At 49.4% G+C, this 13,808-nt stretch carries 11 protein-coding genes; 2 read left to right on the top strand and 9 right to left on the bottom strand.

Annotation, left to right across the window (positions count from 1 at the left end; genetic code table 11):
- Window positions 1-653: 653 nt before the first annotated feature.
- Window positions 654-1,997 carry a lytic polysaccharide monooxygenase gene (locus IEX98_RS22980; protein ID WP_188891899.1) on the top strand — a complete coding sequence of 448 codons (1,344 nt, stop codon included), beginning with the start codon at window positions 654-656 and terminating at the stop codon, window positions 1,995-1,997.
- Between the two features lie 142 nt (window positions 1,998-2,139).
- Here IEX98_RS22980 and IEX98_RS22975 read toward each other — a convergent pair whose 3' ends face one another.
- From IEX98_RS22975 to IEX98_RS22935, 9 genes are all read right to left on the bottom strand, one after another.
- Window positions 2,140-2,844 (bottom strand): HD domain-containing protein, encoded by a 705-nt coding sequence (locus tag IEX98_RS22975; protein ID WP_188891897.1) that lies wholly within the window; start codon window positions 2,842-2,844, stop codon window positions 2,140-2,142.
- A 37-nt stretch (window positions 2,845-2,881) separates the two neighbouring features.
- On the bottom strand, window positions 2,882-3,637 hold the full coding sequence (locus tag IEX98_RS22970; protein ID WP_188891895.1) for an MBL fold metallo-hydrolase: 756 nt from the start codon (window positions 3,635-3,637) through the stop codon (window positions 2,882-2,884).
- Window positions 3,634-5,379 (bottom strand): ABC transporter ATP-binding protein, encoded by a 1,746-nt coding sequence (locus IEX98_RS22965; RefSeq protein ID WP_188891893.1) that lies wholly within the window; start codon window positions 5,377-5,379, stop codon window positions 3,634-3,636. The genes IEX98_RS22970 and IEX98_RS22965 overlap by 4 nt, the downstream gene beginning before the upstream one ends.
- Window positions 5,380-5,394: 15 nt before the next feature.
- The gene (locus tag IEX98_RS22960; RefSeq protein ID WP_188891891.1) at window positions 5,395-6,174 is read right to left on the bottom strand and encodes an energy-coupling factor transporter transmembrane component T family protein; all 780 of its coding nucleotides are present in this window, start codon (window positions 6,172-6,174) and stop codon (window positions 5,395-5,397) included.
- 16 nt (window positions 6,175-6,190) lie between these two features.
- Complete coding sequence (locus IEX98_RS22955; protein WP_188891889.1) at window positions 6,191-6,784, bottom strand: hypothetical protein; 594 nt, start codon at window positions 6,782-6,784, stop codon at window positions 6,191-6,193.
- 19 nt (window positions 6,785-6,803) lie between these two features.
- Window positions 6,804-7,508: a Crp/Fnr family transcriptional regulator gene (locus IEX98_RS22950; protein ID WP_188891887.1), complete on the bottom strand. Its 705-nt coding sequence runs from the start codon at window positions 7,506-7,508 to the stop codon at window positions 6,804-6,806.
- Between the two features lie 69 nt (window positions 7,509-7,577).
- Window positions 7,578-8,054: an NUDIX hydrolase gene (locus tag IEX98_RS22945; RefSeq protein ID WP_188891885.1), complete on the bottom strand. Its 477-nt coding sequence runs from the start codon at window positions 8,052-8,054 to the stop codon at window positions 7,578-7,580.
- A 191-nt stretch (window positions 8,055-8,245) separates the two neighbouring features.
- Window positions 8,246-9,745 carry an IMP dehydrogenase gene (locus tag IEX98_RS22940; protein WP_188891883.1) on the bottom strand — a complete coding sequence of 500 codons (1,500 nt, stop codon included), beginning with the start codon at window positions 9,743-9,745 and terminating at the stop codon, window positions 8,246-8,248.
- A gap of 214 nt (window positions 9,746-9,959) precedes the next feature.
- Window positions 9,960-12,710, bottom strand: coding sequence for a glycoside hydrolase family 2 protein (locus IEX98_RS22935; RefSeq protein WP_229692340.1), 2,751 nt, complete (start codon window positions 12,708-12,710; stop codon window positions 9,960-9,962).
- Between the two features lie 142 nt (window positions 12,711-12,852).
- Here IEX98_RS22935 and IEX98_RS22930 point away from each other — a divergent pair, with 142 nt between their 5' ends.
- Window positions 12,853-13,791 carry an ArsR/SmtB family transcription factor gene (locus tag IEX98_RS22930; RefSeq protein ID WP_188891881.1) on the top strand — a complete coding sequence of 313 codons (939 nt, stop codon included), beginning with the start codon at window positions 12,853-12,855 and terminating at the stop codon, window positions 13,789-13,791.
- Window positions 13,792-13,808 lie beyond the last annotated feature (17 nt).

Raw genomic sequence — 13,808 nt, 5'->3', positions numbered from 1 at the left:
TCCACTATATTTGGAAAATCCCCCCATACTCCATAACATACCCTTTTATCCAACCCCCATTTTACTGTCGCCGCTTGTATTTCTTCAGCCGCATTCTTCGACATCCTTCAATTTTCTTTCAACCTCATTAGTTATTTATACCTATTAAAATAATTCAGAAAGCCTGCCCGTCTGCTTGTCCATTACTCACATAATCCTGACATCAAAGAAATCATCCGCGTTTGAACCGCAACTAAAACGCTGGAAAAACAAGATTTTCTGCTCATTAGAGACTTATATTTGCAAAAACCAATCATTTTTTTGATTTTCCACTCCAAAAGACTCAAGTGGAATTTACAATTTTACCATATAATGAAATCGAACGAAGCATGGATCCTCCAGCTGATCACGAGTAAGCAGCACCCTAGTCTGGCAAATCTCAGCATACTCCCTCCCTCTCTCCTTCAAACGTTGAACCCTTTTTCTTCTATACCGCAGCCTAAAAGCAAATGAATACAGTTGACCTTGAGATTCGATATGAACTCTCTTCTTGAGTTTATATATAAATCTTTAGGAAAGGAGCTTGCCTATGATCTGACATAAGCCTGATCCGACGATTTGTTGCGCTGCCGTCTAGCCGATTTGGTTCCAAAAAATTTGAAGGAGGTTCATTTATGACGTCATTTCGAATTTATCAGGTATCTGTGCCCAAATTGTTTGGCATCTTGCTCATTGCCGTAATTTCCATGCTTATGCTTACGGAAAAAGCCGCTTTCTCACACGGTTATGTGGAAGGTCCAGCAAGCCGGGCCGCACTTTGCAAATCGGGGCAAAATACCGATTGCGGATCTATTATCTACGAACCGCAAAGCCTGGAAGCGCCAAAAGGCTTCCCTGCTGCCGGACCTGCAGACGGTAAAATAGCGAGCGCCAACGGTGCTTTCCCTAAACTTGATGAGCAGTCGGCAACCCGCTGGTCCAAAGTCAATATCTCCTCTGGCACTAACACTTTCACTTGGAAGCTGACCGCCGCGCACGCTACAGCAAGCTGGAAATATTACATCACGAAGCCAACATGGAATCCTAACGCAGCCCTAACCCGTGATTCCTTTGACTTAACGCCTTTCTGTTCAGTCAACTACGGCGGAGTACAACCGCCATTCACTTACTCCAATACATGCAATGTGCCCGCACGCACCGGCTATCAAGTCATTCTGGCCGTGTGGGAAGTAGCTGATACTGCAAACGCTTTCTATAACGTTATCGACGTAAACTTTAGCGGCACAAACCCGGTGGATACGACAGCGCCGTCTGCACCAGGAACACTGACTTCTCCATCGAAAACGACCACCAGTGTGGCGCTCTCATGGGGGGCCGCTACCGACAATGTCGGAGTCACAGGCTATCGGATATTTAATGGAGCCAACCAGATCGCCCAGGTATCCGGCTCTACCCTTACTTACACGGCAACCGGCCTTACCGCCAATACCGCCTATACATTCAGCGTCAGAGCAATTGATGCCGCAGGTAATGTATCGGCTGCCGGCAATGCGTTAACGGTAACGACGAACCCGATCGTCGGCAATGATACGCAACCGCCTACGGCACCAGGAGGCTTGCATGTCATGGGTGCTCCAACCTCTTCCAGCCTGCAGCTCATGTGGAGCCCGTCAACTGATAATGTTGGGGTTACCGGTTACCGCATCTACAACGGCTCGACTCTCGTAACGACGACATCTGGCACAGCGACCTCTTATACCGTAACCGGACTTAGCGCAAGTACAACTTATACATTCAGCGTTAGAGCGATAGATGCAGCTGGCAATCAATCAGCTGCCAGTACGGTGAATGGTACGACCGCATCCGCATCGACTGCGCCTGCTTGGGCACCGAATACCGCTTATTCGGTTGGCACTTTGGTTTCTTACGGCGGCTCTGTCTATGAGTGTAGACAGTCCCATACTTCTCTGATTGGCTGGGAACCATCCAACGTTCCTGCCTTGTGGCTGTTGAAATAACCAGCTGTTAGCTAAGCGTCTTCTCTATTGAAGAAAAGGTTGCGCAGCGAGTGAACGTAGCTGCGCAACCTTTTTTACAATCATTAGAAGACTGATTCATTTACCTTGTACAAAAAAAAGCCGTCAAAGCTCCCACTGTCATTTAGCAGCGATTCAGCTTCAATTCATATTCGAGCTGCCTAACGAAATGGACTAAAAATTGATGCCGTTCGTCAGCTAATCGCTTCCCTGGTCCGGTATGCATACCATCGGATAGATGCAGCAATTTCTCATAGAAGTGCCGGTATACGGACCCATGCGGTTTTTGCCCAGGATCGAATATACGATCCGACCATTCTTCATCGTCTGCCAATGACAAGCCGTGCGCGCCGCCAAACATAAACGTACGCCCGATACCAATAGCTCCAATGGCATCGATCCGGTCCGCATCCTGCAGAATTTGTTCGTCGACAGACAAAGGTGGCCTTTGGGCACCGCCGGCAAACGGATACTCTTCATGTCGCGATATCGCTTGCAGCATTCGTTCGAACCGCTCCTCCTTCAAATAAGGCACCAGCAAGGATTCAAATTCGTGACGCAACCCCTCTATCGCTTCCTGTCCATAATGGAGCTGGCCCGTTTGCTTTTCCTCCTTGCGGTAATAATCATGCAGAAGTCCAGCCGCCATTGCCAATCCCTGATCCGCCTCAAGCTCAGCTGCAATATCTACAGCCAGCTCCATGACACGAACTGCATGCAAAAAATCATGCCCGGTAGAATCGTCTTTCATTTTTAACCAGACCCTATCCATAACGGGCTCGAACCAAGCCGGAAAAGCCAACCTTACAAAAGGAAATTTTCCACTCATATCAGTCCATCCCCCTCCCCTATCTTCCAAATCCCCTCTACCAAGAGAGCCATTCATGCTGCTTTAACAGCTTCATACCTTGGAGCTCCTGTTCCAACTTATCTGCCGGGAGCTCTCCATAATGCATCAAATACAAACGGTTGCGTATTTCTTCCGGATATCCGCACAGCTCCTCAAAGCCGGCATGAACGGGATTGTGCGTAAAGCTTGTATCATGATAAAAGGTCTCAATTCCCTGATCGGCCAAGGAACAAAGCAGCTCTTTATCCGCCCGCATATCGGAGCTATAAAAAATACGGTTATTCATTATGACTGAGCAGCTAAATTTGGCGGGCACGTGACGTGTCTGCATCCAGCGGGCAGTCAGTCCGGCTGACGAACCGGCCGAGAACGAAAACCGCTCTCCCTCCTCGATCCAATGCACTTCAAAATAGTCGTCCAGTGACAATTTACCTTCCAATTTGTTCTCCAGCGTTCCGCTAAGATACTTTTCCCATATGACCCCTTGTAAAGGAGCAGGAAGCCACAGCTTCATCTTCCTCCTCGCCGCATAGGCGCCATATAGAGCTGCCTCTTCCAACCCTCCGCAATGATCATAATGAAGATGGGTAATAAATATGCCTTCAATATCCTCGAAGCCAAGACCAATTTCATGCAGGCTTTGCCATGCCATCGCTCCGCAATCGATGAGAAACAACCGTCCTTCTGCATCAATTAAAGCATTGTTATGATAAGTCGATTTGCAGAACCCGTTCCCGACACCCAGCATCATCATAAGAAATGGCTGCGTCATCTGAGCACTCCTTCAGCAGCCGTCTCTATGACTCCCTCTTCCCTGTCCATATGAGCGATGAACTCCTCTGAAGTAAGCGACGGTACAGACCATCCCAAGGCATAGGAGAGTTCGACGACCGGAGGAAGCGTAATCTGATGACGGTGCAATTCTTCTTTTTTGGCGAAAATGTCGCGGGTTGGCGCATCCCATTGAATTTGCCCGCCCGACATCACGATCGTTCTCGGTACATAGTCGGCTACCACTCGCATATCATGGGTAAGCAAAATAATCGTATGCCCCTTCTGCCATAATTTCCGGATATAGCTCATCATCTCTTGGCAGCGCAAGGAATCCAGCCCCGTTGTGGGCTCGTCGAGTATAATCACTTCTGGTTCCAGCGCTAGAATAGACGCTATCGCCACTCTTCGCCGTTCTCCCCTGCTTAGAAAATGCGGATGCTCATTCAAATAGTTGTCAATATTCAACAGCTTCGTTACCTGTCTTACCCGTACGTCAATTTCCTCCGCTTTCAACCGCTGAATATGCAAGCCGTATGCCACTTCATCATAAACCGTTCGGCGGACAAACTGAAAGTCCGGGTTTTGAAACACAAAGCCGACATGCCGGACCCTCTGCTCGGCCTGATAGGAATTGGCCTGCTTGCCATGTATAAGCACTTCGCCGCTAGAGGGCTTCAACAGCCCGGTTATCAGCTTGCACAAGGTTGATTTGCCCGCCCCGTTATGGCCGATAATGGCTGTAAACTCGCCTTGCATGATTCGCAAATCTACCGGTTTGATCGTCAAGTCGGTATCATGCTTTTTATACTTAAATCTTACTTGTTTGAGTTCAATGATTGGTTTGCCGGAGCGGGCAGGCTCATCACGGATCAGTTGCTCGTTGTTCGTACCGGCAAGAGGTGCTCTGGTTCCAAGCCTTCGAGCAAGTTCCTCTTCAAGCTCCGCTACCGTTAGCGGATCGCCTCCGTCTGGGCTGCGCACGCCAAGCTGTCTTGACAGATGTACAACCTGAGGCATAGGAAGCAGCTTACGAACAGCCTGTTGATCAAATAGTCGTGAAGGAGGCGCATCGGCAATGATTCGCCCGTTCGCGACGACGATGACCCGGCTGGCATGCGGTAGCGTTACGTCAAGATTGTGATCCACAAATACGACCGTGTAGCCCCACTCGCGATGCAGCTCGCATATCGTCTCCATGACCATCTCCTTCCCCATCGGATCCAGCTCGGCAGTTGGTTCATCAAGCACGATTACTTTCGGCTGCATCATCAGGCAAGCCGCGATGGCCACCCTTTGCTTCTGCCCGCCGGACAGCTCCAAAGAGGAGCGAAGGAGCAGCGGTTTAATTTGCACTTGTTCGGCTACTTGGGCCAAACGGCGATCGATTTCTTCAACGGGCACGCCCATATTTTCCAAAGCAAAGGTCAGTTCTTCCTTCACCGTTCCTCGAACGAGCTGCCATTCCGGGTCCTGCAGCACCGTTCCGACAACCGATACAAGGTCATACGGGAACGTTTGCTGAACATTAATGCCGTCTACCGTCACGCTCCCCTCATACAGTGAGCCTTCCATTTCGTTCGGGATCAGCCCATTAATGGAGAAGCATAATGTCGATTTCCCGCCGCCGCTTGGCCCCGTTACAAACACGAATTCACCCGGATTAATTTGCAGATTTAACGTATGCAGCAGAGGCTCTTTGCCCGATTCATAGCGGCAGGAGTAATTGTCAAAACGGATCATAGTCAGCCTCCTTGTCTAAAGTTTATACAACCATTGCAGCGTCAGCCAAGCTGCAGTCAATAGTGCCGCCGACGATATCGCCCAGCTGTCTATAGCGGATAAGCGCGGATTGTAATAGTACGTTCTTTTATTTTTCCTTCCCACGCCCTTCAAGGTGAGCGCAAAGCTGGTCGTACGGAAACGTTTCAAGAATACGAATAATACCGGGATCAGCAAGCTCGCAAATCGCTTGGTTCGCGTCAGCAGGCCGCCAGAGCGAAAATCAACCCCGCGGCAATATTGAGCGTCCATAACCGTTTTTACATCAAAGATCATCAGGCTCCAATAACGCAGAGCCAGCGATACGGCCAAGGTCAGAAACTCAGGCAAACCGAATCTTTTCAGCCCGATAACCAAATCTTCTGGAGAAGTAGTGAATAATAAAATAAAAAACAATAGCGACCAAATCATCATTCGCAAAATAAACGTAACCGCGAATAAAATATTGCCTGAAGAAATTTGAAACATCCAATAGCCGAAGTCCATATGCAAGTATACCTGTCCGCCCATATCTGCAAAAAAATAGGTCGTGCTCATCATAACGGCCAGCAGCCCGACAGGGATCAGCAGCAGCAAATGGGTTTTTGGCGGCCGGATATAAGAAAACAATGCTGCGCAAAGAAACAATAAAAGCAATAAACTGATTGGCTGCTCCATGAACAAAGGAATTAACGTCAAGAGAATGCCAAAAATTAGTATTTTGCTGAAGCCATGCATGTAATGAATGATTGAGTTCGAAGGATAATACAGCTGCATCTAATCTCTCCCCTTCTTAGCCCCAGAACCGTTTGAAAAACAACCCTGACTTATTCATATAATCGGACATCCACGAGAACAATAGCGGACTAAGGATCGCTGCCGTTAGCGTATTGCTGACCTGCATCCAAGCCCAGACAGTACTCCATACCACATTAGCCGGAACCTTTTGAAATAGAATGAGATTAAGCGCGACAAGTGCTGTTCCCGCGACCATACCCAGGATAACAACCACTATAAAATGTACGCGGTCTTTCACACTCTCCAGCTTTACTTTTCGGAACATGACGCCAGGTATAAAGCCCATCGCAAATTGCGCTAATAGTGCGAGCGGATAAACGGCAGGATTCATGCCGACTACGAGCATGGAAAGGACATTGCCGACAACCAGTCCAGCCGAACCCCATAGGCCAAACCAAATTCCGAACAGGGGAGCGAATACAGCGGCCGGATAGATCGCTTGAACCGTACCGATTTTAATAGGAAAGTACCGGGAAATATAGATCGTCGCTCCGTAAATTAATGCGCTAATGACGATGGCAACGATATGGCGTGCCGAAATGTTTTTTTGCGACAGGCCGCGCTGCATCGGGTTCGATAATTGGGACATGAGCTAATCACTCCTAATGTTATTTGTTCTCAAGCTCCTCTAGCTCTTTCTCTATCAAGTAGCGGCTCCATTCATTGCAAATGATCTGATTTTTTTGGACGAAAATCATTCTGCGATCCTTAAGATCCTTCAGCACCCGATTAATGCTGCGTACCGAAACACCCCACTCTAACGCAATATTTTCTCGTGAGAAGGCAATCATACAAGCTACATGCTCGTTAAAATCAAAATGCTCGAGCTGCTTGTACAGATAACGGGCTAATCGGTGACGAAGCGACATCGACATGTGATCGATCGACTTTTGTCCGGCTTCATAGAGCTTTTTAGACAGCTGTCTATTCAAAATGAATAAAAAACCGGGATCCGCTTCGATCCACTTGCGGTATACAGCCGTATTTAGGGCAAGTATAGTCCCTTTCGTTGATGCGACTACCGAGCATACGTAAGGCCGATCGAGAGCGATCTCAATATCGCTGATTAATTCCCCGGGATAGAGATAGGCCAGTATGACTAAATGTCCGTCGTCCAACGTGTGCTGAACTTTAAATTCGCCTTCCAGGACGACATAAAAGTAATCCGGCATCCTCCCCTGCTCGCAAACCGACTCATGAAGCTGAATGTTCACTATGTTCCAGTGCCCCAGCCATTCAGGCGGCATATTGGCAAGCATATCGTTTAACCAGCTATGCTTCTGTCTGAGCTTGTCTATGATTCCGTCATTCATCCTTATCCCTCGTATCCGTGCATGATTTCCCTCATTATGCCCTGGAAATAAACGAAGAGATGCAAGCCGTTAATAATTGTTCAACGCCCCGGCTAGAATTCGTTTGGCCGCTGCTCGAACTGACTCCGGCATCGGCTGCTCATCCAGCTGCTCGACAGTCAACCAGACGCCCCCTTCTTCCTCTTCAGAAAGCTCGACTGAATCACCGGTTACTTGACCCAAATAGATAAAATCGATATGGTCGTGTTCATCATCAATAGGCTCAAGCTGAATGGCAAGGGGTGCAGCCAAAGCTGTTACCACGTCCTCCAGCGGCTCATGCTGAGCAGCGGATAAGAGCTTGATCGGGTAACCGGTCTCTTCCAGCACCTCCCGCAGCGCTGCCTCGTCAGGCGTTTCATTCTCATCCAGATGCCCGCCTGGCGGCAAAAAACTGCCTATAAACGGGGGCTTCCTCCTCCTGACGAACATTAAGCTGTCTCTGCTCTCGCTCAGTACATATACAGTTGCACTAAACTCCCGGCGCCGGTTCTTTAATCGCTCCATGCCCTTCTCGTCACTCTCCTGTTGATGTATTTGTGATGCAGTTTTATTAAACAATGAAAGCCCTGTTGGCTGAAAGGACATTTGTCCCAATTAACAATACTTTAATAGTGACCGGTTCAAGCGCTGAGAAAACAAAAAGAAGCTGAATCTCTACGCATAGAGATTCAGCTTCTTAGGAGGGAATTTATCTTTTATTCAGCAGACAATCCATTTTCTTTCATAATAACGTCATGGGCTCCGCCTTCGACAAGGCTGGTCGCCGAGACAAGTGTAATGCGTGCATTCTGCTGCAGTTCTTCAATGGAAGTCGAGCCGCAGTTGCACATCGTCGATTTCATTTTATGAATCGTTTTATCGAGATTTTCCTTCAGCGTGCCGGCATAAGGAACGTAGGAGTCCACGCCCTCTTCGAAAATAAGTCCTTGCTTGCCGCCGGTGTCATAGCGCTGCCAGTTGCGGGCGCGGTTTGAGCCCTCGCCCCAGAACTCTTTTACGAAATTGTTGCCGACTTTAAGCTTCTTGGTTGGGCTCTCATCAAAGCGGGCGAAGTAACGGCCCATCATGACGAAATCCGCACCCATCGCGAGTGCCAGCGTAATGTGGTAATCATGAACGATACCGCCGTCGGAGCAGATCGGCACATAAATGCCCGTCTCTTTATAATATTGCTCTCTCGCTTCCGCGACCTCCATCAGTGCCGAGGCTTGACCGCGCCCGATGCCTTTTTGCTCGCGCGTAATGCAGATCGAGCCGCCGCCGATGCCGACTTTGACGAAATCAGCGCCGGACTTCACGAGATAGAGGAAACCTTCGCGGTCAACCACGTTGCCAGCTCCGATTTTCACATCAAAGTTTTCTTTCACATATTGGACGGTCTCGTATTGCCATTCGCTATAGCCGTCCGAGGAGTCGATGACGAGAATGTCTACGCCCGCCTCGACAAGCGCAGGCACTCTCTCTTTGTAATCCTTCGTATTAATACCTGCGCCTACAATATAGGATTTGTTCGTATCCAGCAATCCATGCGGATTTTCTTTGTCTGCGTCATAGTCCTTGCGGAATACAAGATGCTGCAAGTGCTGATGCTCATCTACGATAGGCAAGCAGTTCAATTTCTTTTCCCAGATCAAATCATTCGCTTCTGGCAGCGTAATGCCGGATGTTCCATAGATAAGAGAAGAGAACGGCGTCATGAATTGACTAATTGGCTTGTCCAGCGAGTCGCGGCTCAATCTGTAATCTCTGCTCGTTACGATACCGAGCAGCTTGCCGCTTGAGGTGCCGTCTTCGGTAATCGCTACCGTGGAGTGGCTATTCTCCTCTTTCAAATTGAGTACGTCCTGCAGCGTCTGGTCAGGTTTGAGGTTGGAGCGGCTTACGACGAAACCAGCTTTATATTCCTTAACCTTGCGGACCATTGACGCCTGGTCTTCAATCGACTGCGAGCCGAAGATAAAAGAAATACCGCCGCATCGAGCCAATGCAGTCGCCATATTATGGTCGGAGACAGACTGCATGACCGCTGATGAGAACGGTATATTCAAAGAAATCGCTGGCTCTTCACCTTTTTTAAACTTCGTGATCGGTGTTTTCAGATCGACGTTGTTCGGTGTACAGTCCTTTGTTGTCAAGTTGGGAATCAACAGAAATTCGCTAAATGTACGGGATGGTTCCAAATAATAGGTTGCCAATACGCTCACTCCTCAACTTTTTTTAACTAGCTAAACGGCAAAGATCACCTTATAAATTCTAAATAATATAGCAGATTACTTTTTGTTAGTCAAGACCCTGCTCAAACCCTCTAATACAAGTATACCCTACTTTCATGCCGATAGAGAAAGGAAAAAGCTTCAAGCGCGATGCTTGAAGCCTCCTGACAATTCCATTTGCTTTTACGTTAATGAATCAACGGTATCGGACAAGCAGATCGATCGGATATCGTCCGGCATTGCGTCCATACAGTGCTAAGCCTCCGTCTCCCGATTGCAGCTCCAACGTAAAGCGCCTGGTCTCGTTAAGCTTCGCCAAGAGCCTTGAAGGTACGGCCGCTTTGCAAAGGTAACCGTAGGAACCGCCTTCCTCCAGCTTTCGTTCCGTCGCTTGATAGTGCCAGGACAACATGCCACGGCTGTCGGCCGGATCATCCTCCAATCGGAATACGCCTGCCGTTATTCCATTAATAACGACGGAGACGTCTGAGCTTTGAACCTCTTCATCAGTCATATAATACGTATTCGGATTATACTCTACGTTAGCATTGGCGCCATGCATGAATTCAATACCATGCTGATGGATCTTTGCTCCTTCGCGATTGCGCGCCAGCATCCGCTTCGCGCTAGCCTCGAACATGATTTCAATCTCGCTTAGCACGCCCTCTCCATCGGACTCCGGCAGTACGATCTCATAGACGAATTTACCCGCTTCGCCGCCATTCACTTTATGCCCGCCGAGAACCTTCCATTCATAGTTGAAGCTATGATCGGAGTAATCTGCGACAGGAATGCTGAGCCATCCGCCATCCAAGCTGTACTGTCCATCCTTCTCACCGCTTCGTACGTCGAAAGTGGTGAAGTTCCGCGTTATCATGTTGCCCTTTGCGTCGACAAGCTGCAGTGCCAGCACAGCTGCTGCGTCTTCCATAGGCATTGACAAGCAAAGATCCGGCAGTGCAGAAACGCCATAGTCTGACCAAGTAACGCCGAATGAGCCGCGGCCGTCGGTGATTCTCGTACCCAATCTGTCATGCCACAACTCCCATAAGATATACAAGGTTTGTCCATGATACTGGTCCGAGTAGCTGGAACGAAGCAGCTTGAGCGATACGGTATCTCCGGCGTTTACCGTCTGGCATGGCGGCGCATCGATGACGACAAAATCAGCCGTATGCAAATCACGCAGCGTCATGTCTGGCACATAAGCCTCGTACCCGAAATGCTTATCAGTACCGTCAAGGCGGTAATAGCCATTGAACTCATTCGTTACGTCACGGAATTCGGTGAACACAAATCCGCAAAGCTTATCATGCCGCCGGAACTCATTCAGCATATAGCGATAGTGCCAAGCGAGATCGCTGTCGCCGGCGCCGCCGTCATCGATGCCCCACACGTTGCCGCATTCGCTGTTCATAAGCGGCGCATCCGATTGCGTATTCCCGCCTATATAATTGTAGGACGAACCGGCAAATGTCTGACTAACAACTTCATTTAAATGAGTGCGAACCTGTTCATAGCCGTTCATGTAAAAATGCCAGGTATTAATGTCTGTCTCCACATGATCATTGTTGCAAGGAGAGTGATCCTCTACGATTCTTGTCGGATCGAGCTGCTTGGCCCAACGATATTGCTGTCTGACCCACTCCTGCGTCTCCGGCAAGAAGCTGCTCGGCTGCGAGCCGCCCGTCAGTGCAGTCGCGGCACTTCCCGTCTTCAGCCCCCAAGTTTCATTGAACATGACCCAAGCAATAATGCTGGGATGATTATAGTCCCGATGAATCGTCTCTGCCGCTTCGCTTTCATACGCCGCTCTAGCCGTTTCATCCGGGTTGCCCCAGAAGCAAGGCATATCCTCCATAACCAGAAGTCCGAGCCGGTCTGCCCAATACAGCTTACGCGGCTCCTCTGGCTTAATGTGAATACGGACGAAGTTGAGCCCCAGCCTTTTCATCAAATAAATGTCCTCGTGCATTTCCTCGTCGGTCGGATACGTGAAATAGCCGGTCCTATGATAGGATTGATCCAATGTTCCGTTTAAGTAAATCGGCTTGCCGTTTAACGTAATCCACCGGTAATCCCGCTCTCCGAGCTTGGCGGTGCCAATCTCACGAATGCCAAAGTAGGTGCTGATGGTGTCAGTTCCGAACTCTCCTGTCAGCAGCAGCTCTCCTTCATATAAATGAGGATGTTCAGGACTCCAGAGCTGTGGCTCCTCTACCGTAAAGCTGGTCTCGATCTCATTACGCCCGGCTTGGAGCTGCAGAGGCAGCTGATGCTGGACTGCGGTTCCACCGAAATGAAAGTGAAGATGAGCGGCTTCGTCTTCCAGCGCCGACTCGATCACTGCCGTAACTTTTACGGTTCCGTTCATGGACGTATGGAACTTGGCACTGGCTACATAGGCTTGAGGTCTGGCCTCGAGCCATACCGGCTGCCAAATGCCGCGAATTTCACCATACCCTTGCTTGCCTCGCGCTTGATCATCCCCGTCGAAATCCTCCACGCGTACGACGATGACATTGTCCTGACCGCAATTCCAGACGTTGGTGATGTCGAATTCAAAGGTGCCATAACCGCCTCGATGTGAGCCGGCAGCTACTCCGTTGATCCATATCTCGCAGGCATAATCGACAGCTCCAAACCGCAGGAATAGTCTGCTATTTGCTTCAGCTGGGCTCCAGTTCAACGAACGCCGGTACCAGCCAATTCCTTTCTCATCCCTTCCTATCCCTGATAGCGGGCTTGCCCAGGAGAACGGAACTGTAATCGTTTCTTCAAAATCTGTCCTGTCCTGCCAATTGCCCTTCCGCCCTTCATTAGCCGTATCGAACTGAAATTGCCAAGCCCCGTTCAAATTGAGCCAATCGGCGCGCTGCCAGTCTGGACGCGGGTATTCCGGCCGTGGAATAGCGCTGTCAATCGATTTCAACAAAGAAGATACCAAGCCAACACAACCTTTCATTATTGGAATTACAGTCATACTATCACCAATATAACAAAAACACAATGTATATTATAAATTTACAATACACCTAAATCGTTGTACACTATAACTAATAAGGTTCAAAAGGAAGCAGGCGGTTCACATGAATGAAAATAAGCAAGAAACAATACGATTTCCATCTTCACGTATCGTGGAGATCGCCAAAGCGTTGTCCGGCGACGTTCGAGTACGCATTCTGGAGGCGCTGGGCGACAAACCAATGAGCGTTGGTCAATTAGCGGATGCGCTAGGCGTTGCTCAACCGACTATTTCGATTAATGTTCAAATGCTGGAGCAAGCCGATCTTGTCCTCTCCTGGCAAGGAGCCAACCGGGAAAAAATATGCTCCGTCACTTGCCGCTCCATCGTACTGGAGCTGCCGGCTAAGCCGGGAGACGGCCTGCATCGGGTCGAAGAAATACATATGCCGATTGGAATGTATGCCACGTGCTCTGTACAGCCGACTTGCGGCATGGCGAACCGCGACGGGGCCATTATCGGCTCATCCGATGATCCGCGCGTATTTTACATGCCGGAGCGTACGGACGCTGCGCTGCTTTGGTTTTCAGGTACTGGCTTTGTAGAGTATTATTTCGCCAATCCGATGCCGCCCGGCGTTCAACTGGACGAGATCGCATTACGGGCCGAGCTCTGCTCCGAGGCTGCAGGATCTTGTGAGGACTGGCCGTCCGACATTTCGCTTACGATCAATGATCTGCCGATCGGCACTTGGACGAGTCCCAGCGATTACGGCGACCGTAAAGGCAAGCTGACTCCTGAGCGTTGGAGGAGCGGGACTGAATACGGCATGCTTACCGAATGGCGTGTCAATCGTCAAGGCAGCCTCATCAACGGCTCAAGCTCTTCGCAAACGAACATTGATGAGCTGGCGTTATCCTTCAACCAGCCGATTCGTGTCCGGCTGGAGGTTAAGGCGGATGCAGCCAACCGCAACGGCATGAATCTGTTCGGCTCGGCCTTCGGCGATCATCCTCAGGATATCGTCCTCTCATTTATTCGTTTGTCAGAGACGTCCGCTTAACAGGACAATGGCATAGG

This window comes from Paenibacillus radicis (ex Gao et al. 2016) (genome assembly GCF_014641555.1).
In the GTDB taxonomy this organism is placed as follows: Bacteria; Bacillota; Bacilli; order Paenibacillales; family Paenibacillaceae; genus Pristimantibacillus; species Pristimantibacillus radicis.
This window is presented reverse-complemented; position numbering and strand designations above follow the sequence as displayed.